Below are 21963 nucleotides of genomic sequence, written 5' to 3' on the forward strand. Positions count from 1 at the left end.
AATTATGGAATTGACAATTACGAAAGATGCACTTCAAAAAATTAATACTCTAAATGATCGAAAGAAAGAGTGGATTCATTTAGCTTATGATACGGAAGATTGTGGTTGTGGGGTAAATGGTATGCCTACCTTTGAACTAAAGGATCAGATCGAGGACAATGAGAAGCGTGTTTCTTGTGATCAGTTTTCTGTTAGTGTCCATTACCAGCAAGCAGTGTTTTTTGCTAAAGAAATGACCCTTGACTTTAATGGACAAACCTTTCGACTATCCAGTCCTGAAGGGGTGCTAAACCCATTTATTCCACCATCTGTAATAGGTCACTAATAAGTGCAATCAAAAAAGTCGGTTTCTATTTACAAGGAACCGACTTTCATTTTGTTAACATTTTACATCAATATGACTACTCCTACTGCCCGAAATGATGCTTTTACTACTTCTTCTAATTGGGATAGAACCCCTATTTATCGATGCTTTTCATATTTATTCTGTTTGGCAATATGAGCCACTTGTTCGAGTTGAGCTGTTGTAAAAGATTGTTCCAATGCTTTTACATTTTCGCTTAATTGAGTAGAGGAACTAGCCCCAGCTACAATGGAGGATACTGCCCCATTTTGGAGAGCATATTGGATGGCTAAACCGGTCAAAGTCTGGTCACTATTTAGTAGATCAATTAATTGCTTTATCGTGGAGAGTAGCTCATCCTGACGATAATCCAGATAGCCTTTCTGTGCTTTCGCTTGAGTAATCGATAAGGCATCCTTTGTAAGCATGCCTTTAGCAAGACTACCCCTAGTAACAACACTAATTTTTTGTTTCTGTAATAGTGGTAGTATCTCTTCTTCTGCTCTACGATCAAAAATACTATATTGCATCATGACACTTTGGATGCTTGCTTTATTGACAAACTGCTTAATGACATTAGGACGAATCGAAGAGATACCATAATAACGAATGACCCCTTCTTCGACGAGTTCTTCGAATGCTTCAATTGTTTCATCGATTGGATCCTCTATTGTTCCACCATGTAATTGGTATAAATCAATATGATCTGTTTGAAGACGCTTGAGACTACTTTTCACCTGTGATTTTATGTAAGCTTTTGACGGATCCCAATACCAGCTTCCATCTTCCTTCAGATGATTGCCAACCTTTGTAGCTAAAACAATATCATTTCTTCTTTTTTTAATAGCTTCTCCGACTATTTCTTCATTTCTACCTTGATCATATAAATCGGCAGTATCTAAATAATTGATTCCATAGTCGAGAGCTTGATCGATTATATAATTGGCTTGCTTTCGTTCCGTGCCGAGTGACATACATCCTAAAGCTAGCTCCGATACATATAAATTAGAGTCACCTAACTGTACCTTCCTCATCTACAAACATCCTCTCTTTATATAAATGGCTATTCTTTTTCATTGTATATATAGCGATTAAGAAATACAATAATTGTAGCTCATCTGTAATGAGTGTAGATTATGTAGTAGAAGTATATTGTGGAACTAACTGTAGACAAAGGAGCTTATGTGTAGTGAATTTAGAAGAAAAAACAATCCAAACAAAAGAAATTTTTGATGGCAAAATTATTAAGGTGCAGGTGGAGGATGTTACACTACCGAATGGGCATACTTCCAAACGAGAAATTATTAAGCATCCGGGAGCCGTTGCCGTAATTCCAATTACGAAGGATAATAAAATCATATTTGTGAAACAATATCGAAAACCGTTAGAAAAGGTTTTAGTAGAAATCCCTGCTGGTAAATTAGAAGAAGGAGAAGCACCAATTACTACAGCTCTTCGTGAGTTAGAGGAAGAAACCGGCTATACAACGAAGTCGTTACATTATGTAACTTCCTTCTATACTTCACCAGGCTTTGCAGACGAGATTATTTATTTATATGAAACGAGCGATCTAGAGAAACTAGAGGTTGAAAAACAGCTGGATGAAGATGAATTTGTCGAGCTATTAGAATTAACATTAGAAGAAGCAGAGCATTTAATACAAAGTCAAGAAATACATGATGCGAAAACTGCTTATGCAATCCTTTATTTAAAAAGCAAAGGTATGAGATAAAACATGAATACATTTTTTGCCGATTTACACATTCATATTGGTAGGAACAAATTTGGAAAACCTGTGAAAATTACGGGTTCGAAGAGTTTAACAATTACTAATGTATTAAAAGAAGCTTCTGAACGAAAAGGAATGGATTTAGTTGGAGTAATCGATTGCCATGCTCCAGCAGTAATGAGTGAGCTTGAGGATGCTATTCAAGATCAGATGGCAGTCGAGCTAGAGGAGGGTGGAGTTCGTTATCAGAATACAACCCTACTTTTGGGAAGTGAAATCGAAATATATGATAATCATTGCCGCGGTCCGATTCATGTCCTTTGCTATTTTCCAACCATTAATAAAATGAAGCAATTTTCTCAATGGTTAGTTGGGAAGATGAAGAATCTGGAGCTTAGCTCTCAACGCTTTTATGGGGAAGCGGTTGAATTGCAACGAACGGTGAAGGAGCTAGACGGATTGTTCATTCCTGCCCATATCTTTACCCCTTTTAAAAGTCTATATGGTAAAGGAGTGCACCGTAGTTTAAAGGAAGTATTAGATCCATCCCTAATAGATGCTATCGAACTTGGCTTAAGTTCTGATACACAAATGGCAGATCAAATAAAGGAATTACATGAATATCCCTTTTTGTCCAATTCAGATGCTCATTCCCTAGCGAAAATAGGAAGAGAGTATCAGCAATTACAGATGAAAGCAGCAAATTTTGATGAATGGTATAAAGCATTACGGAATGTAGATGGTAGAAAAATAATCGCTAACTATGGACTTAACCCTAAGTTAGGAAAATATCATAATACCGTATGTAAGGAATGTTTATCTCCAATAAAAGAGACTCCATGTCCACATTGTGGTGCCACATCCATGATAAAAGGTGTAGCAGATAGAATAATGGAGTTATCGAGTAATGGAGAGAGTCCAGAACGACCACCATATATTTATCAAGTCCCTCTAGAATATGTACCAGGACTTGGAAAGAAAACCTTTGAAAAGTTACTTGACCACTTCGGCAATGAAATGAACATCATTCACTTTGTTGAAAAAAACGACTTAATAGATGTAGTAGGTGAAAAAATAGCAAATTCTATCATTAATATTAGAAAAGGAAAAGTGGAGATTATTACTGGTGGCGGAGGTAGGTATGGCAAAATAACTTAATAAGTAAGTTCTATTTCTAGCATCCTTTTCATAGATTGAAATGAGACTATGTTCAAGGATGTGAAGGAAATGCTAAAGAAGAGAAATCATATTGTAGCACATTTAAACCAACACTATACTATTTATATATTTACTATTATCTTGTTTTTGACTGGGATCATTTTCGGAGCCATTATAGTGAATAGTATGTCATTTATTCAGAAACAAGATCTCTTTTTTTATTTAGAACGATTCTTCCAAAATTTTTTAGTGGAGGATGGCGTTACTCGTAAAGCTCTATTTCAAAATGCCATGCTTTACCATATACAGTTTCTTGCACTTCTTTTCTTCCTGGGACTAGCAGTTATTGGATTACCAATAATTTGGGTCCTATTATTCGTCAAAGGAGTAGCAATTGGTTTTACTGTTGGTTATTTTGTAAATCAACTTGGATGGAAGGGATTACTGTTCTCTTTTTCTGCCATTGCACCTCAGAACCTCATTGTTATACCTGTTTATATAATGGCGAGTGTTTTTGCAATGATCTTTTCCTTTACGTTAATACAAAGTATCTTTTCGAAACGGTATAAGCTTCCTGTACTGCAAGTGTTTTATCGTTATATTGCATTGTTCGTCCTTTTAATCATAGGAGCAAGTGTTGCAGCGGTTCTAGAAACAGTCGTTTCATTTGAATCGATGAAGCTTATATCTGAGCAAATTCTTAAATGATAACAATTTCAATTTAGAAATTAATATTATTTATCTAATTATAATAATTTTAATTGACAGTCGGAGGACCTCTATTTATAATTGTTTTGTAGGGAGGTCTTAGGTATGGAACATCGATTAGACCGTATCAAAAAAGAATTACATGCACAAAGCTATAAGTTAACCCCTCAAAGGGAAGCTACGGTTAGAGTTCTTTTAGAACGGGAAGAAGATCATTTAAGTGCTGAGGATGTCTATTTATTAGTTAAAGATAAAGCACCTGAAATTGGCCTAGCAACAGTTTATCGAACATTAGAATTACTGACAGAGCTAAAAGTAGTAGATAAAATAAATTTTGGTGATGGTGTTTCTCGTTATGACCTTCGGAAGGAAGGGGCTAAGCATTTTCATCACCATCTAGTTTGTACAGAATGTGGGTCTGTAGAAGAAATAATGGATGATTTATTAGAAGAGGTTGAGGAAATCGTTCAGAAGGATTGGGGATTTCTCGTGAAGGATCATCGACTAACCTTCCATGGGATCTGTAGAGTATGTCAGGAAAATATGGAGGAAGAGGAGAAGAATTAGGTATATTTCTTCTTTTTTTTGGTATAAATTCTAATAGAATAATATTTTCTATTAGGAGAATCAAAATGTCTAAAATGATCAAAATTATATTAGAGATGACAAAGGTTTTGTTGATCTTTGTCATATGTACATTATTGTTTTATTATGTTATAAAGGCATTACACCAAGAGTATGAACAGCTGGACCGCTATGAAATGCCAAAAGGCAACGCAGTAGAGGTTTTCGAACAGGAGGAAAATGATCTCCTGGAAAGGATAAGTATATTTTTTCGATTGGGTGAATAGATCATGGATGACATGTTATATCCTGTAGAAGAATTCTATCATTATTTACGAATTGAGCGAGGCTTATCAAATAATACACTTCAGGCCTATCGCAGAGACTTATCGCATTATTATCAATTTTTAAATGAAAATAAAAAGCTTGAAAAATGGGATAATGTCTCTAGGCAAGATATCTTGCAATTTTTATATCATTTAAATGATACGGGAAAATCAACCTCGACGATTGCGAGAACACTATCTACGATTCGATTATTTCATCAGTTTTTGATTAGAGAATTTCAACTTTCTCAAGATCCGAGTTTACATATCGAAACACCAAGAACCGGAAGGAGACTTCCTAAGGTTCTTTCGACGGATGATGTAGAAAAACTACTAAGCATAGAGCCCAAAGACAAATATTCGATTCGTAACAAAGCAATGCTAGAAACACTTTATGCAACTGGCTTGCGCGTAACCGAATTAACCGATTTAACATTAGCAGATCTACATTTGACAATGGGCTTTGTGCGCTGTTTTGGTAAAGGCTCTAAGGAGCGTATTGTACCATTAGGTGACCTAGCAAAGGAATCGGTCGAAATGTACCTTGAACAGGCGAGGCCAATGTTAGTAAGCAAAAAAAATACGGAAAATGTATTTGTTAATCATCACGGAAATCGGTTATCACGTCAAGGTTTCTGGAAAATTATTAAGCAAATTGCCAAAGATGTAGGAATTGAAAAAGAAATATCTCCACATACATTAAGGCATTCCTTTGCTACACATTTATTAGAGAATGGTGCTGATTTAAGAGCTGTTCAAGAAATGCTTGGACACTCTGATATTTCAACCACTCAGATTTACACACATGTATCGAAGTCCCGCTTGAAAGATATTTACAAAGAGCATCATCCGAGAGCTTAGTCCGAAGATTACAGCACCCATTGACATTCGTTTAAACTTGTCAATGGGTGTTAACTTTCTCCTAAATAAAACTTGATTATTAGGTAACGTAAATTTTTCGCAGAGTAGGTTAAACTATAGGGTAATGATTACTGGGAGGGAAAGAATATGTCACCATTTAAACGAATATTTTTAATTGTGTTAGATTCTGTAGGAATAGGCGAAGCTCCCGATGCAGAAGCCTTTCAAGATAAAGGAGCAGATACTTTAGGACATATTGCAGAACATCGAGGTGGCCTAAACATGCCAAATATTGCGAAGTTAGGATTAAGTAATATACGTGAAATAAAGGGCATTGAGCCAGCAGCTGAACCTAAAGCCTTTTATACCAAAATGCAAGAGGCATCAAATGGGAAGGATACGATGACTGGCCATTGGGAGATTATGGGACTAAGAATAGATACTCCATTTCGTACGTTTGAGCAATTTCCAGCTGAACTAATACATGCCCTTGAGAAAAAAACTGGACGTAATGTGATTGGAAATAAGCCTGCCTCTGGAACAGAGATAATTAAGGAACTGGGAGAAGAGCATATCAAAACAGGAAATTTAATTGTATATACCTCTGCTGATTCCGTTCTCCAAATCGCAGCACACGAGGAAATAGTCCCTATCCGAGAGTTATATAAAATTTGCGAAATTGCTCGTGAGTTAACGTTAGACGAAAAGTATATGATAGGGCGAGTCATTGCAAGGCCATTCATAGGGAAGCCAGGAGCCTTTGAGCGCACTTCTAACCGACATGATTATGCGCTGAAACCGTTTGGTAGAACAGTTATGAACGAATTAAAGGATGGTGGCTTTGACGTCATTGCACTTGGCAAAATCTCAGATATTTATGATGGTGAAGGAGTAACCGAAACAATTAGAACAAAGGATAATACAGATGGCATACAGAAGTTTATTGATTCCATGTCCAAATCCTTCCATGGTTTAAATTTTCTTAACCTAGTCGATTTTGATGCTAAATATGGTCATCGTAGAAATCCAGCTGGCTATGCAGAGGCTTTAGAAGCGTTTGATACAAGACTACCAGAAATTCTAGAGAATATTGGTACAGATGATTTATTGATCCTTACGGCAGATCATGGCAATGATCCAACCCACCACGGCACCGATCATACTAGAGAATTTGTACCATTACTAGTCTTTCATCAAAATATTACCAAGGCAAACCGATTACCAATTCGTGAAACTTTCGCGGATATCGGTGCAACCATTGCAGAAAATTTTGATGTGAAAAGGCCACAACATGGGACAAGCTTTTTACAGGATATTTTAGCTAATAGCTAACCGTGGAATTTCCTTGATATCATAATTGCTTATGCATTTATGAAAATTACAACTAAAAGGATGAGTTTATATGAGAATGGTTGATATTATTAGCAAGAAACGAAATGGAACGAAACTAGAGGAAGCAGAAATTCGCTTTTTCATCGAAAACTATATGAAAGATGAAATTCCAGATTATCAGGTTTCTGCTTTATTAATGGCAATATATTATCAAGGAATGGATCAAGATGAAACGGCGTTATTAACAAAAGTGATGGTAGAGTCTGGAGATGAGATTGATTTATCCCCAATTAAAGGTCATAAAGTTGATAAACATTCTACAGGTGGAGTAGGCGATAAGACAACATTAATTGTAGGACCATTAGTAGCAGCTGCGGGTATACCTGTTGCTAAAATGTCAGGTAGAGGTTTAGGACATACAGGTGGAACGATTGATAAATTAGAGTCTATACCTGGATTTCAAGTGGAGATAACGAATGATCAATTTATTCGTAATGTTAATCAATATAAGCTAGCAGTTGTCGGTCAAACAGGGAATCTAGCTCCTGCAGACAAGAAGCTATATGCGTTGCGAGACGTAACCGCAACAGTGGAGTCTATACCGTTGATAGCAAGCTCTATAATGAGTAAAAAAATTGCTTCAGGTGCAGACAGTATTGTTTTAGACGTGAAAACTGGTTCAGGGGCATTTATGAAATCGTTAGAAGATTCGAAACGTCTGGCTAAAGAAATGGTCCAGATTGGAAATCAATTAGGTCGACGAACAATAGCTGTTATTAGTGATATGAATCAACCATTAGGTTATGAAATTGGGAATGCAAATGAAGTGAGGGAAGCTATCCATGTCTTACAAGGAAAACAAGTAGAGGATCTTCGAGAACTTGTATTAGAATTAGCTGCTCATATGACAATATTAGCAGGAATTTACTCAAGCTATGAAGAGGCGATAGCAAAACTGACCATATTATTGGATGAAGGCCATGCTCTAAAAGCTTTTAAAGATTTTATATTGGCACAAAACGGAGATATTTCGGTTATTGAAGATCCTGAAAAGCTACCGAGCTCTTCTTACCATATTCAAGTTAGTGCAAAACAAACAGGATATATACACGAAATAACAGCTGATACTATTGGAATCGCAGCAATGCATCTTGGAGCAGGACGTGCGAAAAAAGACGATCAGGTTCATCATGGAGTTGGAATAACCTTACACAAGAAAATAGGTGATAAGGTCGAAATCGACGAACCACTAGCAACTCTCCATGCTGATCAGGAGGATGTCCAAGAGATCATGGAACTCATTAGGGATGCTATTACAATCCAAGATAATCCTTCTAATAAACCTAAGATGATTTATGAAGTAATAGATAAGTAAAGAACCTTAGTATTCGTAAAGCGATGAATTCATTCATCGCTTTTTTTTATACGTTAGGAAGCATAAAATTTCTACACAGTAGAAGTTTCGAAGTAGCTGAAATTTTAAGGTATTAGGTATAAGAAAAACTAGGCATTCACCAAAAAAGAGTGAATCCGAGTTTTTCTAATGTTATAAAAATACTCGGTTTTGGCAAAAATAATTAGTGTTAACTATTGGAGGTGTATGTAGGTGAAAATGGTAAATAGACTGCTACTAATAATGGCAAATGTTCTGCTTCTAACATGCTTTTCAGGATATCTAAATATCCATGCTTCCCATCATCAACCAGTAAGTGAATCTGCTTCTCTTGATTTAGCTGAAAATTCAAAATCAGCTATATTAATAGAACGAGATACTGGTAAAGTTTTGTTTGAGAAAAATGCTGACGAGTCCTTACCACCAGCAAGTATGACTAAAATTATGACAATGCTATTAATTATGGAAGCTCTTGATAAGGGAGAAATAACCTTAGAAGAAACGGTTCGAGTCAGTGAGAATGCTGCTTCCATGGGTGGCTCACAAATATTTTTAGAGGCAGGAGAAGAAATGACCGTAAACGATTTACTGAAAGGTATAGCGGTAGCTTCTGGAAATGATGCAAGTGTTGCGATGGCCGAAAAAATAGCCGGCAGTGAAAAAGCATTCGTAGAGCTAATGAACAAAAAAGCGAAGGAATTAGGTCTTAAGAATACGGTCTTCCAAAATGCGACTGGACTCCCCGCTGAAAACCATACAAGTACAGCAGCAGAGATGGCCACAATGGCAAAGGCTTTATTAAAATATGAAAATATAACCGATTATACAAGTATTTATGAAGACTATTTACGTGAAGGCAAGGAAAATGAATTTTGGCTTGTGAATACAAATAAGCTGGTAAAATTTTATGATGGCGTAGATGGTTTGAAAACAGGATTTACGAATGAAGCGAAATACTGTCTAACTGCTACTGCTGAAAAAGAAGGAATGAGGGTGATTGCAGTAGTGATGGGTGCTGGGTCCACTAAGGAACGTAATAGTGATGTTAGTCAAATGCTCGATTATGCTTATAGCAAATATGCAACAAAACCGTTATTCGAAAAAAACCAATCGATTACTAGTTTTGAATGGCTAAAAGCTGACAAACAAAATGTGGATATCATTACTAATGACTCTATTTCCATTGTACATCAAAAAGGGGAGGACTTAAGTGGAATTGAAACAAAAATGAAAATAAATCAAAATATATCCCTTCCAATCAAAAAAGGAACTACTGTTGGTAAGCTACAAGTGATGCAAGGTGGAAAAGTGATCAGTGAAACAGATCTCGTCCTTTCTGAGGATATGAAAAAAGCAAGCACATTCCAATTATGGAAGAGAACTTGGCGGTCGCTCTTTTCTCTATAGTTTTACCGTAAATATATCGTTTCCTAAATTGAAGAAATGATTTTGCAATATTTGCTCGATTTCGTTCTAGTTTTGTCATAAAGCAGGATAATAAAAGATCTTTGTAGAAATAGAAACTCAAGTTAGAAAAGAGGGAGGATGAATAATGCAATTAACGACACAATTTGTTCCTATTGAAAATGTATTAATTGTACGATTAGAAGGAGAGCTAGATCACCATTCTGCAGCAAGACTAAAGATAGATTGGCAAGAGGAAATGAGAAAAAACCGAACAAAACATGTGGTTTTAAATTTGCAACATCTACATTTCATGGATAGTTCAGGTCTTGGAGTTGTCTTAGGTAGATATAAAGAGATTAAACAACTGGGCGGCGAGATGGTTGTTTGTTCTATTTCCCCTGCAGTAAAACGCTTGTTCGAAATGTCGGGTTTATTCAAAATAGTTCGATTAGAATCAGATGAATCCTTTGCATTGCTTACGTTGGGGGTGGCCTCATGAATAATTCGATGCAATTACATTTTAAAAGTATTAGTGAAAATGAAGCATTTGCACGGATTACGGTAGCTGCCTTTGTATCCCAAATTGATCCAACGATGGATGAATTAACAGAAATCAAAACTGTTGTCTCCGAAGCGGTGACCAATGCAATTATTCATGGTTATGAGGAAGACCCGAATCAATATGTCTATATTGAGTGTTCCATTACAGATAGCACCTTATCCATTTCTATTCAGGATCAAGGCCTAGGAATTGAGAACATAGATTTAGCTAAAGAGCCATTGTTTACCTCTAAACCAGAGCTTGAAAGATCGGGGATGGGCTTTACCATCATGGAAAACTTTATGGACAAGGTAGAAATACAATCAAGTCCTGGAGAAGGCACCACTATCAGAATGGTCAAAGACTTCCAACGAAGTAAAAGTTTTTGTAATTAGGTGATGCGGATGACAAAAATGAAAAATGCATCCCCCCTTCAGGATAAAGAGGTCAAACGATATATTCAATTAAGTCAAGAAGGCGATGAAAATGCTCGATCCATTCTTGTAGAAAAAAATATCCGGCTAGTATGGTCAGTTGTGCAACGATTTTTAAATCGGGGGTATGACCAGGACGATCTTTTTCAAATTGGTTGTATTGGTTTGCTGAAATCGATTGACAAATTTGATCTGAATTACGATGTGAAATTTTCTACCTATGCAGTACCTATGATAATCGGTGAGATTCAACGATTTATTAGGGATGATGGAACGGTGAAAGTAAGCCGATCCCTAAAGGAGATTGGTAATAAAATTCGTCGCACCTCGGATGAATTAACGAAGGATTTAGGGAGAGCACCAACAATTCAAGAGATCGCTAATAAGCTCGAACTAAGCCCAGAGGAGATCATCCATGCGCAAGAAGCAACGAAGAAACCACAATCCATTCACGAGACTGTTTTTGAAAACGACGGCGATCCGATCACCCTGTTGGATCAAATTGCAGATACAGGAGATAACTGGTTTGAAAAAATTACGATGGAACAGTTAATTAATGAATTAGATCAAAGAGAGAGACTTATTGTTTATCTTAGGTATTATAAGGATCAAACACAAACTGAGGTTGCCAATCGTTTAGGTATTTCACAAGTTCAGGTTTCTAGGATTGAGAAAAAGATATTAGAAAAAATGAAAGAAGAAATGTTGAATTAAAATAGTATAGCCTTTACGTAATAACTCGGCGAATGCCGAGTTTTTTATTTTACGTTAAGAAAGTATAAAATTTTGGGCAGGAAGTAAAGCAACGAAGCGAAAATTTTGAAATCCAAAGTATAAGAAAAGCTAACGCATCGGCTAAAGGACGAGCGAATGCGAGTTTTTCTAATGCTGGAAGAGTCGTTGTTTTTCTTATATGGGTATAATTTTTCCCTAATTTCAAAAACTACTTCATAACCAACAGTTTATAACTAAGTTTGTATATAAGGGGTGATGCTTAGTGGAGGAAAAAGTATATATCCGGCTTAGAAAGAAAATTAGAGTTAAACATAATCACCTTATTTTACTGAAGGATATCGCTTATTTAACAGGGAATATTTCTTATCTTGATAAGTTAGATCACTTAAAGATTTATCAGATTACGGAAGAGGATAAAAATGTATCAGTTATTGATGGATTTCATCTGTTAGATAAATTAATTAAAGCATATCCATCCTTGACTTTTGAATTAGTTGGACCTAGTCAGACAATTGTGGAAATTAGCAAACAAAAAAAACAAGCCAATATTTTGCTCGTTACAGCAATCTGGCTACTTCTGTTCGTGGGATCCGCCATGGCAATTATCAATTTTCACTATGATGTTAGCATGCAGGAGGTTCATCAGAGTTTGGCATATTTCTTTACAGGGGAAAGAGTGAACAAACCACTATGGATACAAATTCCATACTCGATCGGATTAGGACTAGGAATGGTACTCTTTTTTAATCACATCTTCCAAAAACGATTTAATGAGGAACCGAGCCCGCTCGAAGTAGAAATGTTTAATTATCAGCAAGATTTAGATACCTATCTTATTAATCATGAGAATGTTTTGAATAATAGAGACAATGAATGACATGCGATCTATTATTGCAGAAACCATTATCGGGTTTGGTTCTGGAATTATTGTTGGTTCAGGTCTAGTCGCTTTATTAACAGTGTTAGGAATTATTCCACGGTTGGTCCAGCTGAGTAAATCTTATACTTTTGTCAAATCATATCAAGCAGCTGTCATACTAGGAGGTATAATAGGGACACTTTTTTCCTTCAGTCAAATTTCGATCCATGTTCCCATACTTATCCAAGTATTGTTCGGACTATTCCATGGTGTTTTTATCGGAATGCTTGCAGCAGCATTGACAGAGGTGCTAAATGTTTTTCCCATCTTAATGAAAAGATTAGGAATGAGCACAGCACTGTTGTGGTTATTAATGGCAATCGTATTAGGCAAAATTTTTGGCTCTCTTTTCCACTGGATCACCTTTGTCGATATTATGTCATCGTGAAATATGTTAATTTAATGAGGGATAATAGATGAAAAAAACCAAAAATCAAAAAAAAATCTCATCATCTATAAATATGAATGAGTCTTATTTAAAATCAAAGCTCGGAATAGGTGTTTCCTTTGATGTCGGATTTCGAGAATTAGTGGTACTTAAAAAGAGAATACAATTATACTATGTAACAGGGTTAGTAGACACGGATTTTGTCATTGAGATCATGAAAAAATTGATTTCTATTAATGATGACGAAAATGCTCATACTGATATCTATGATGAGCTAAATAATCGTGTTGTTCACCAACAAGTGGAAAAGACCGATCGATTTGATAAGGCAATGGATCGATTACTATCTGGTTTACTGGTGATTTTTGCAGACGGAGAAGAAAATTGTTTTATCGTGGATGTCAGACACTATCCAGGAAGAACTCCGGAAGAACCTGACACAGAAAAAGTGGTTCGAGGTTCTAGAGATGGCTATACAGAAAATATTATTGAAAATACTGCATTAACTCGAAGAAGAATACGAGACGAACGACTAAGAAACGAAATTATGCAGGTTGGAGAAAGATCGAAGACAGATATTTGTATATCTTATATCCAAGATGTAGCAGATCCGGATTTAGTAAACTTAATTAAAGAAGAACTACAAAATATTGATGTTGACGGAATATCTATGGCAGACAAAACAATAGAAGAATATTTGGTTCATCAAGGATTAAATCCATATCCCCAAGTAAGATATACAGAAAGGCCAGATGTGGCATCGACTCATTTATTTGAAGGACATGTGTTAGTGATGGTGGATACTTCACCTAGTATGATTATTGTGCCTACAACTTTTTTCCACCATGTTCAACATGCAGAAGAGTACCGGGAAGCACCGGCTGTCGGTACCTTTATTCGTTGGATAAGATTTTTAGGTATATTTGCCTCTTTATTTTTATTGCCATTGTGGCTATTGGTAGTTCTAGACCCTACATTATTACCAGAAAAACTACAATTTATCGGGCCGAACGAAACAGGTAATGTTCCGATAATTGTACAAATTCTTTTAGCTGATATAGGGATTGAGTTTTTAAGGATGGCTGCCATTCATACACCAACCCCTTTATCAACCGCCATGGGTTTGATTGCAGCAGTATTAATTGGAGAAATTGCAATCGAGGTTGGTTTGTTTAGTTCAGAAGTCATTCTTTATGTTGCGATCAGTGCAATCGGGACTTTTGCCACACCTAGTTATGAACTAAGTGTAGCCAATAAGATAGCAAGATTACTTTTGCTCATTGTGACCTTTTTCTTCCATGTTCCAGGTTTTCTCATCGGAACAACCTGCTTCATACTGTTTCTTGCTAGTACAAGGTCGTTACAGACACCTTATTTATGGCCACTTTTACCGTTTAATGACAAGGCATTGTGGCAAATATTATTCCGAGTAGCTGTTCCGTTATCGAAAACACGTCCGAGCATTGTACAAACAAAAAATCATCGAAAACAATCTTAGAATTCTTGTACAAAACTGCTTTTGCGGTTATGCTTGAACTTCGGAAGGCTGTGTGGTAAATTATTTTTATACTTTTTTCGAAATGATTTATTTATGGTACTGCGGGAATAGAAAATCCCTTACTACTTTACCAAGCAGGTGAATAGGAGGGTTTTTTCTTTGTACACATTAGATTGATAGCAGATTTTTTACTAATAAATCATGGAACGCTAAATTTTATTGGATGACAGAAGGCTATCGTTACTAGGGGGATGACTATATGGCAGAGCAATTCAGTTATAATGAAAAAGGGCACTTATTGTTTGGAGGACTTGATACCATCGATTTGGCGAAGAAATATGGAACACCATTATTCGTTTATGATGTAGAAAAAATTCGGGAAAACGCCCGTGCATTTGTGGAGACATTTCAAAAGCATGGTATAAAGGCACAGGTTGCTTATGCAAGCAAGGCTTTTTCAAGTATAGCAATGGTACAGGTTGCAAAACAAGAGAATCTTAGTTTGGATGTTGTGTCTCAAGGGGAGTTATACACGGCACTTCAAGCTGGTTTTCCGGTTGACAAAATTCATTTTCATGGTAATAATAAAAGTCTTGAAGAGCTTAGAATGGCGATTGAGAGTAAAATTGGCTGTATTGTTATCGACAATTTTCATGAGATGGTATTGTTAGAATCACTACTAGCTGAATATGATGCAACAATGGATGTACTTATTAGGGTAACGCCAGGTATTGAAGCACATACACATGACTACATTTTGACTGGTAACGAAGACTCTAAATTTGGGTTTGACCTAACAAATGGTCAAGCAGATAAGGCAATACAACAGCTTTTAGCGAAAGAGCGTATTCATCTGAAGGGCTTGCACTGTCATATAGGTTCTCAGATATTTGAAACAGATGGATTTATGATGGCAGTGGAACGGCTTTTTGAGAAATTAGCAGAGTGGTCAAAAAGCTATCAATTTACTGCTGAAGTGCTTAATTTAGGTGGTGGTTTTGGCATTCGCTATACGTCAGAGGATGAACCGTTACCATTAGAGAAATACGTAGAATCATTAATAGAAAAAGTTTCCTCCCAAACTAATAAATATAACATGGTGTTTCCTGAGATTTGGATAGAACCAGGCAGATCTATTGTCGGGGATGCCTGTATCACTCTATATTCAATTGGTTCGATCAAGGAAATTCCGAATGTGAGAAAATATGTAGCGGTAGACGGCGGGATGACTGATAATTTGAGGCCTGCGCTATATCAAGCGAAATATGAAGCAGTTGTCGCGAATAAAGCCCAACAACCGAGCGATGAAGAAGTTTCTATTGCTGGAAAATGCTGTGAATCAGGAGACATGTTAATTTGGGATATTATGTTGCCAGAAGTGGAGGCAAATGATATATTAGCAGTATTTAGTACAGGTGCGTATGGTTATTCTATGGCAAACCACTACAACCGTTTTGCCAAACCAGCAGTTGTATTTGTAGAAAAAGGGAAGGATCAGTTAGTGGTCAAAAGAGAAAGTTACCAAGACTTAGTAACAAATGACTTATCCTACGAGGAGGAATAACAATGAAGCAAGCGACAATAGCATTTGAAAATGGAGAAGAAATCGTAATAGAGTTATTTGAGGAGGCTGCGCCAAACACCGTAGCTAATTTTGAAAAACTAGCAAACGATCATTTTTATGATGGTGTTATTTTTCACCGTGTCATTCCAGGATTTGTTGCGCAAGGCGGAGATCCTACCGGAACCGGAATGGGTGGTCCTGGCTATACTATAAAATGCGAAACGGAAGGAAACCCACATAAGCACGTCGCTGGAGCATTATCTATGGCTCATGCCGGTAAGGATACGGGAGGTAGTCAATTCTTTTTAGTTCACGAGCCTCAGCCACATTTAGATGGCGTGCATACCGTGTTTGGACAAGTTATAGAAGGAATGGATACCGTCCTTCGAATCAAACAAGGTGATGCAATGAAAACCGTTCGTGTGACGGAATAGAAATTGTCAAGGTTTGACATCTTTATTTGATTATACTATTGTAATGATTAGAATGTTTAATTTCTAAATTAAAAGGGAAAGATAGGGATGAATCAAAGACGCAAAAATTGGATATTGTTGATCTTTCTTTTTGTCATTGCAGTGATATGGGGTTTTTATTATTGGTTCGGTATAGCACTACCAAATGGTTAAATGATTCAAATTTTTATCCAAGGTAACGACACATCGAATCAGAACATAACATAACAGTATGAATAATGTTATGAATAATGAGGGGTTCAAAATGTTAATTCGTTATAAGAAAAGGCTTGAAAAGATAGCAATGGGACTCTTATCTTTTATGCCTGATGAGAAAGAAGTTAAACGACTACAGGATACGATCAAGGAATATGAGACAAACGATCAATGGCAGCTATTTTTATGGAAAGAAGAAGACGATGTTCTAGGGGCTATTGGTTTGATTGTCAAGGAAGATAACAAATCAATTTTAGTACAGCATATCACGGTAGATCCATCACATCGTAATATGGGCATTGGAAAGAAAATGGTACATGCATTAGAAGGTTTTTTCGATGAGTCCTACTCCATCCATGCGAATGAGCAAACAGAACGATTTCTAGAGAAATGTAAAACATCTTAAACAATTATATAGATACAATGAATGCATCCTGATAGCCAGTCAAATAATGACAATGGTATGGAAGGTGCAAGAAATACGATTATGGTAAAATAGAAAAGAACCTTTGTGGGTTTCACAAAGGTTCTTTTCTTGTCGTTTAACATCGTAAAAGTGGATGGCTAGGGATGGTTGGTGAGTACCATTATTCTAAAGTCCGTTTTTTAATACCAAGCTGCACCAACAATAATCAACAAGATAAATAACACAACGATCAACGCAAATCCACTACCGTAAGAATAACCCATTTTTATTCCTCCTATTTTCAATTTTAAATCAATTATAAAATTGATTTCTCGAGATTAATGTATGCTAACAATGGAAAAAAGTATGGGCATATGTAATAGTATATAATAAATGATGGCAGTTTGTTTTTACACTTTTCTTATAAAGAATGATTTAAAAATATTTGTGTGATTTTTGGAGGAAAAATGTGTGGCTAATCAGTATGAAGTAAAGTTAGACTCTTTTGAAGGACCATTAGATTTATTATTGCATTTAATCAATAAGTATGAAATTGATATTTATGATATACCTGTTGCGGAAATCACCTCTCAATACATGGTATATATACATACAATGCAGCAATTAGAGCTTAATATTGCAAGTGAATATTTAGTGATGGCGGCAACCTTATTAGAAATTAAGAGCAAGGTGTTATTACCCAATCCTTCTATAGAGGTGGATGAGGAATATGAAGAGGATCCTCGTGAGGAATTGATGAGAAGGTTAATTGAATATCGAAAGTATAAGGAAGCGGCAGAACAACTAAAAGAAAGAGAGATGGAACGAAGTCACATACATACGAGAGCTCCTGTTCCATTAGAAAAACCAAAAGGAGTTACTGTCCCAGAAGGTACAGCTAGTGTTTATGATATGCTAAACGCAATGGCAAAAGTATTAGAGCGGAGAAAATGGAATCAACCAATGGAAACATCTATTCAGAGAAGGGAGATACCGATAAAAGAAAGAATGGATGCAATATTATTACAATTGCAGGAATCTCATCAAGGTATTTCCTTCTATCAACTATTTCCAGAAAATACGAAATCCTATGTTGTGGCAACCTTTATAGCGGTTTTAGAATTAATGAAGGATAATAAAATTCATTGTATTCAAGAGAAACAATTTGATGATTTAATGGTTTATCAGGCTTAAACACAAAAAGGATCATTCCGTAATTATGGGTTTATGAATGAAGGACGGTGTATCAATCTAGTGGAACTATCAGAGATGAAAGCAATTATAGAAGGTTTAATTTTTGTATCGGGAAATGAAGGTATTACAAAGAAGGAAATTCAAAAGGTATTAGATTTAGATAAGGACATGGCTGAGCATGTATTAAATGAGTTAAAGTTTGACTATGAAAGTAGTAGTAGAGGAATGATGTTAGTCGAATCAAAAGGTTCCTTATTTTTGTCCACAAAACCTGAGCATGGTGAATACTATACCAGCCTGACTGAAACGAAGACTATTTCAAAGTTGTCACAGGCTGCATTAGAAACATTAGCAATCATAGCTTATTTACAACCAATAACCCGAACGGAAATTGAAGAGATTAGAGGAGTTAAGAGTGACAGGCCTGTACAGACATTAATTTCTCGTGCACTTATTGAAGAAGTAGGTCGAAAAGAAGGAGTAGGACGACCAATTCTATTTGGTACTACCTTAGATTTTTTAACTTATTTTGGTTTAAAATCATTAGAGGAGCTGCCTCCATTACCAGAAAACATAGAAGATATTGATGTCGAAACGGAAGCAGATTTATTTTTCGATCGTTTCCAAGAGCTTGAACAGGAATAGGAAAAATACGTGAGCATATGCTTGTCTTTTCTGCATACAATGAAGATATAAAAATTAATTGTCTGAGAAGAGGTGAAGCAGTGCGTTTTGCTATCACAATCATATGTCTTGTATTTGGAGGCTTACTACTATCTCCAGCAGTAGAGGCTCAAACAGAGATAAACGTGTCTGCCGAAAGCGCAGTACTCATAGACCAAACGTCTGGTCGAGTGTTGTACGAAAAGAATGCTCATAACCAATCCTTGATTGCTAGTATTACGAAGATCATGACAGCCATTGTTGCCATTGAATCAGGTGAGTTAGATAGTCAAGTAAGCATATCGGATAATGCCATCGGCACAGAAGGTTCTTCTATTTACTTAAGGGCCGAGGATCAGTTTACACTGGAGGAATTAATCTATGGGCTGATGCTACGCTCTGGAAATGATGCAGCTGTTGCGATAAGTGAACATGTTGGTGGTAGCTTAGAAGGGTTTGTTCATCTAATGAATGAGAAAGCCCATTGGATAGGCATGACAAACACACATTTTTCCAATCCTCATGGTCTTGATTCAGAGGACCATTACTCTACTGCCTATGATATGGGACTCCTAATGAAGTATGCAATGGAAAATGATACTTTTCAAAAAATATCAGGTGCAAAATCATTTCGAGCAAATGACCGTGATTATTCCTGGCAAAATAAAAATAAATTATTAACAAGGTATTATGAATATTGTACTGGGGGTAAGACAGGTTTTACGAAGGCTGCCGGAAGAACGTTAGTGACAACGGCGCAGAAGGATGGACAAACCTTGATTGTGGTTACTCTCAATGCTCCTGATGACTGGCAGGATCATATTAGATTATATGAATGGGGATTTGAGCATTATCCTCTTGAGGAAATCCAATCTGAGGGGGAATATTCCTACGAAAACAAGAAAGATGAAGGTCTCACAAATGGTTGGATTTCGGACGATGTTCTCTATCCTTTAACCGATTCAGAAATAAAAAACCTTTCTTCTAAGGTATTTTTAACAACAGAAGCATTAGCATTTGACCAAATTGGAAAAAAGATATTCTACCTAGATGGGGAGAAGATTGCAGAAACTGCTATTTATCAAGAAGAAGTAAATGAAGAAAAAAGTGGATTTTGGCAAGCTACTCTCGATACCTTTCAAACATTATTAGGTGAAAAGCAATGATTAACCTTATTTGGGTACTAATGGCCGCTATTGGTATTGTGTATGCAATGTTTAATGGGACGATGGAACAAGTTAATAAGTCATTGTTTGATGGAGCTAATGAGGCTGTCACATTAGTTATTGCGCTTACTAGTGTTCTAGTTTTTTGGTTAGGTATGATGAGAATCGCAGAAAAGGCAGGATTATTGAAAGGGCTTAGTAAACTTTTTCGTCCACTCGTAGTAAGACTCTTTCCAGAAATTCCAGCAGATCATCCAGCGATGGGCTATATATTAGCGAATTTTAGCGCAAATTTGTTTGGTTTAGGTAATGCAGCAACACCAATGGGAATCAAAGCAATGGAAGAAATGAAGAAGCTAAGTAATTCGAGCACTGTTTCTAATTCCATGATCACCTTTCTCGTAATTAATACGTCAAGTATTACTTTAGTCCCGACCACCGTTATTGCGATTAGAATGGAGTATGGATCTCACTCACCAACTGAAATTGTAGGCAGTACTTTAATTGCTACACTGGCAACTACCATTACTGCCATTCTCGTAGATCGTCTATTTCAGAAACGAAGGGAGAAGAAGCTGTCTTGATTCAAATTGTGACAACGATAAGTGTTTGGCTCATTCCTTGCATTATTTTAGTCATATTGCTTACTGCTGTATGGAGAAAGATACCTGCATACGAGGAATTTGTGGAAGGTGGGAAAGAAGGCTTAAAAATGTCGATTTCCCTTCTTCCATTTTTATTAGGGATGATGGTAGCTATTTCCATTCTAAGGAGCTCTGGAGCTCTGGATGCGTTTATTGGGTTACTCCAACCATTTCTCGAGAAAGTAGGTTTCCCTGCGGAAATTACACCATTAGCGTTGATCCGTCCTATTTCAGGAACTGCTGCCTTAAGTGTTACATCTGAAATGATTGAACTATATGGTCCTGATTCGTTCTTAGGGAGGTTAGCTTCCACCATGCAAGGTAGTACTGACACAACATTATATATTTTGACTGTCTATTTTGGAGCAGTTGGCATTAAAAAAATGGGGGATGCGCTTAAAGTTGGACTGATTGCTGATTTTATTGGTATAATTGTTTCAGTTATTGTAGTATCATGGATGTTCTTGTAGAAGCGTTAACATAGGTTAACGCTCCTTTTCATGATAAGGGTTATGTGAAAATGACGAACTAACTTAAAAAAACAGAGGAAGAGTGTATAGCATGAGTGAACGTCTACAAAAAGTGATTGCAAAGAGCGGAATCACTTCAAGAAGAAAAGCAGAAAAACTAATTGAAGAAGGTAAGGTAAAGGTAAATGGTAAAGTGATAACGGAATTAGGAGTGAAAGTAACCGATAGTGATCAAATCGAGGTGAACAACATTCCAATAGAGAAGGAAAAGCCTGTCTACTTTCTCTTTTATAAACCGAGAGGCGTTATTTCTAGTGTATCTGATGATAAGGACCGTAAAACGGTTGTGGATTTTTTTGAGGAATTTGAACAAAGAATTTTCCCTGTTGGAAGATTAGATTATGATACTTCCGGCTTAATCATTATGACAAATGATGGTGACTTTATGAATGTATTACTTCATCCAAGGTACAAAATGGACAAAGAATATATTGTGAAGACAAAAGGAATTCCAGCAAATGAAGCTCTTAAAACATTTAAAAAAGGTATCCGTTCAGAGGGTGATATTCTAAAGGCTAAGCAGGTCAAAATCATGTCAGTAGATAAAAAGAAGCAAACAGCCATTGTGAAGGTCATTCTTCATCAAGGAAAAAATCGCCAAATTAGAAGAATGTTTGATGCCATCAATTGTCCAGTAATGAAATTGCGACGCGAAAGGCTTGCTTTCTTAACACTAGATGGATTGCAACCAGGGGAATATCGTGAGCTCAAGCCTCAAGAAATTAGCGATTTAAAAAAGTTAGCTCAAAAAATTGTTAAATAACTGTCACAATATTGTGATAAATATGATGG

General features: G+C 36.4%; 27 protein-coding genes. 25 read left to right on the forward strand and 2 right to left on the reverse strand.

Going from position 1 to position 21963, the window contains the following annotated elements; translation table 11 throughout:
- Positions 1–4: 4 nt before the first annotated feature.
- Positions 5–325, forward strand: coding sequence for an iron-sulfur cluster biosynthesis family protein (locus ACZ5N5_RS15170; RefSeq protein WP_109984224.1), 321 nt, complete (start codon positions 5–7; stop codon positions 323–325).
- Positions 326–462: 137 nt separating this feature from the next.
- Here the strand turns inward: ACZ5N5_RS15170 and ACZ5N5_RS15175 are convergent, their stop codons facing one another.
- Positions 463–1377 (reverse strand): aldo/keto reductase, encoded by a 915-nt coding sequence (locus ACZ5N5_RS15175; RefSeq protein ID WP_464368057.1) that lies wholly within the window; start codon positions 1375–1377, stop codon positions 463–465.
- Between the two features lie 155 nt (positions 1378–1532).
- Between ACZ5N5_RS15175 and ACZ5N5_RS15180 the strand changes: the two genes are divergently transcribed.
- From ACZ5N5_RS15180 to ACZ5N5_RS15265, 18 genes are all read left to right on the forward strand, one after another.
- Positions 1533–2075 carry an NUDIX domain-containing protein gene (locus tag ACZ5N5_RS15180; RefSeq protein ID WP_245902303.1) on the forward strand — a complete coding sequence of 181 codons (543 nt, stop codon included), beginning with the start codon at positions 1533–1535 and terminating at the stop codon, positions 2073–2075.
- Positions 2076–2078: 3 nt separating this feature from the next.
- Complete coding sequence (locus ACZ5N5_RS15185; protein WP_464372719.1) at positions 2079–3230, forward strand: endonuclease Q family protein; 1152 nt, start codon at positions 2079–2081, stop codon at positions 3228–3230.
- A 69-nt stretch (positions 3231–3299) separates the two neighbouring features.
- A complete protein-coding gene (spoIIM, locus tag ACZ5N5_RS15190) occupies positions 3300–3938 on the forward strand; it encodes a stage II sporulation protein M (protein ID WP_054859332.1) in 639 nt (212 codons plus the stop codon).
- 105 nt (positions 3939–4043) lie between these two features.
- Complete coding sequence (fur, locus tag ACZ5N5_RS15195) at positions 4044–4505, forward strand: ferric iron uptake transcriptional regulator (RefSeq protein ID WP_109984228.1); 462 nt, start codon at positions 4044–4046, stop codon at positions 4503–4505.
- Positions 4506–4570: 65 nt separating this feature from the next.
- Positions 4571–4789, forward strand: coding sequence for a DUF4227 family protein (locus tag ACZ5N5_RS15200; RefSeq protein WP_054787953.1), 219 nt, complete (start codon positions 4571–4573; stop codon positions 4787–4789).
- Between the two features lie 12 nt (positions 4790–4801).
- Positions 4802–5689 (forward strand): site-specific tyrosine recombinase XerD, encoded by an 888-nt coding sequence (gene xerD / locus ACZ5N5_RS15205; protein WP_109984599.1) that lies wholly within the window; start codon positions 4802–4804, stop codon positions 5687–5689.
- Between the two features lie 147 nt (positions 5690–5836).
- Positions 5837–7021, forward strand: coding sequence for a phosphopentomutase (deoB, locus tag ACZ5N5_RS15210; RefSeq protein WP_109984229.1), 1185 nt, complete (start codon positions 5837–5839; stop codon positions 7019–7021).
- A gap of 70 nt (positions 7022–7091) precedes the next feature.
- Positions 7092–8396, forward strand: coding sequence for a pyrimidine-nucleoside phosphorylase (locus ACZ5N5_RS15215; protein WP_109984230.1), 1305 nt, complete (start codon positions 7092–7094; stop codon positions 8394–8396).
- A 231-nt stretch (positions 8397–8627) separates the two neighbouring features.
- Positions 8628–9821 (forward strand): D-alanyl-D-alanine carboxypeptidase family protein, encoded by a 1194-nt coding sequence (locus ACZ5N5_RS15220; protein ID WP_425454573.1) that lies wholly within the window; start codon positions 8628–8630, stop codon positions 9819–9821.
- Positions 9822–9966: 145 nt separating this feature from the next.
- Positions 9967–10320, forward strand: a complete 354-nt coding sequence (gene spoIIAA / locus ACZ5N5_RS15225) for an anti-sigma F factor antagonist (RefSeq protein WP_109984231.1) — start codon at positions 9967–9969, stop codon at positions 10318–10320.
- Complete coding sequence (spoIIAB, locus tag ACZ5N5_RS15230) at positions 10317–10757, forward strand: anti-sigma F factor (protein ID WP_054787954.1); 441 nt, start codon at positions 10317–10319, stop codon at positions 10755–10757. Before spoIIAA ends, spoIIAB begins: the two co-directional genes overlap by 4 nt.
- 3 nt (positions 10758–10760) lie before the next feature.
- A complete protein-coding gene (sigF, locus tag ACZ5N5_RS15235) occupies positions 10761–11510 on the forward strand; it encodes an RNA polymerase sporulation sigma factor SigF (RefSeq protein ID WP_109984601.1) in 750 nt (249 codons plus the stop codon).
- Positions 11511–11793: 283 nt separating this feature from the next.
- Complete coding sequence (locus ACZ5N5_RS15240) at positions 11794–12408, forward strand: stage V sporulation protein AA (RefSeq protein WP_109984232.1); 615 nt, start codon at positions 11794–11796, stop codon at positions 12406–12408.
- A 1-nt stretch (position 12409) separates the two neighbouring features.
- Entirely contained in the window at positions 12410–12838 is a 429-nt protein-coding gene (locus ACZ5N5_RS15245) for a stage V sporulation protein AB (protein WP_054859335.1), read from the forward strand.
- A gap of 28 nt (positions 12839–12866) precedes the next feature.
- Positions 12867–14336, forward strand: a complete 1470-nt coding sequence (locus ACZ5N5_RS15250; RefSeq protein WP_464368055.1) for a spore germination protein — start codon at positions 12867–12869, stop codon at positions 14334–14336.
- A gap of 259 nt (positions 14337–14595) precedes the next feature.
- Positions 14596–15900 carry a diaminopimelate decarboxylase gene (gene lysA, locus ACZ5N5_RS15255; RefSeq protein ID WP_109984234.1) on the forward strand — a complete coding sequence of 435 codons (1305 nt, stop codon included), beginning with the start codon at positions 14596–14598 and terminating at the stop codon, positions 15898–15900.
- A gap of 2 nt (positions 15901–15902) precedes the next feature.
- Positions 15903–16334, forward strand: a complete 432-nt coding sequence (locus ACZ5N5_RS15260) for a peptidylprolyl isomerase (RefSeq protein ID WP_054787955.1) — start codon at positions 15903–15905, stop codon at positions 16332–16334.
- Positions 16335–16617: 283 nt separating this feature from the next.
- Positions 16618–16974, forward strand: a complete 357-nt coding sequence (locus ACZ5N5_RS15265) for a GNAT family N-acetyltransferase (RefSeq protein WP_054787956.1) — start codon at positions 16618–16620, stop codon at positions 16972–16974.
- A 200-nt stretch (positions 16975–17174) separates the two neighbouring features.
- Here ACZ5N5_RS15265 and ACZ5N5_RS15270 read toward each other — a convergent pair whose 3' ends face one another.
- Positions 17175–17258 (reverse strand): YjcZ family sporulation protein, encoded by an 84-nt coding sequence (locus ACZ5N5_RS15270; RefSeq protein ID WP_054787957.1) that lies wholly within the window; start codon positions 17256–17258, stop codon positions 17175–17177.
- A 187-nt stretch (positions 17259–17445) separates the two neighbouring features.
- Between ACZ5N5_RS15270 and ACZ5N5_RS15275 the strand changes: the two genes are divergently transcribed.
- The 6 genes from ACZ5N5_RS15275 to ACZ5N5_RS15300 all read left to right on the forward strand — a co-directional run bounded on the left by ACZ5N5_RS15275 (position 17446) and on the right by ACZ5N5_RS15300 (position 21934).
- On the forward strand, positions 17446–18168 hold the full coding sequence (locus ACZ5N5_RS15275; protein WP_054787958.1) for a segregation/condensation protein A: 723 nt from the start codon (positions 17446–17448) through the stop codon (positions 18166–18168).
- 60 nt (positions 18169–18228) lie between these two features.
- A complete protein-coding gene (gene scpB, locus ACZ5N5_RS15280) occupies positions 18229–18813 on the forward strand; it encodes an SMC-Scp complex subunit ScpB (RefSeq protein ID WP_054787994.1) in 585 nt (194 codons plus the stop codon).
- Between the two features lie 80 nt (positions 18814–18893).
- Positions 18894–19997: a D-alanyl-D-alanine carboxypeptidase family protein gene (locus tag ACZ5N5_RS15285; protein WP_277677926.1), complete on the forward strand. Its 1104-nt coding sequence runs from the start codon at positions 18894–18896 to the stop codon at positions 19995–19997.
- Positions 19994–20581: a nucleoside recognition domain-containing protein gene (locus ACZ5N5_RS15290; RefSeq protein WP_109984236.1), complete on the forward strand. Its 588-nt coding sequence runs from the start codon at positions 19994–19996 to the stop codon at positions 20579–20581. The genes ACZ5N5_RS15285 and ACZ5N5_RS15290 overlap by 4 nt, the downstream gene beginning before the upstream one ends.
- Positions 20581–21111, forward strand: a complete 531-nt coding sequence (locus tag ACZ5N5_RS15295; protein WP_109984602.1) for a spore maturation protein — start codon at positions 20581–20583, stop codon at positions 21109–21111. The genes ACZ5N5_RS15290 and ACZ5N5_RS15295 overlap by 1 nt, the downstream gene beginning before the upstream one ends.
- Positions 21112–21202: 91 nt before the next feature.
- Positions 21203–21934, forward strand: a complete 732-nt coding sequence (locus tag ACZ5N5_RS15300; RefSeq protein WP_109984237.1) for a pseudouridine synthase — start codon at positions 21203–21205, stop codon at positions 21932–21934.
- Positions 21935–21963 lie beyond the last annotated feature (29 nt).

This window comes from Gracilibacillus sp. JCM 18966 (genome assembly GCF_055392695.1).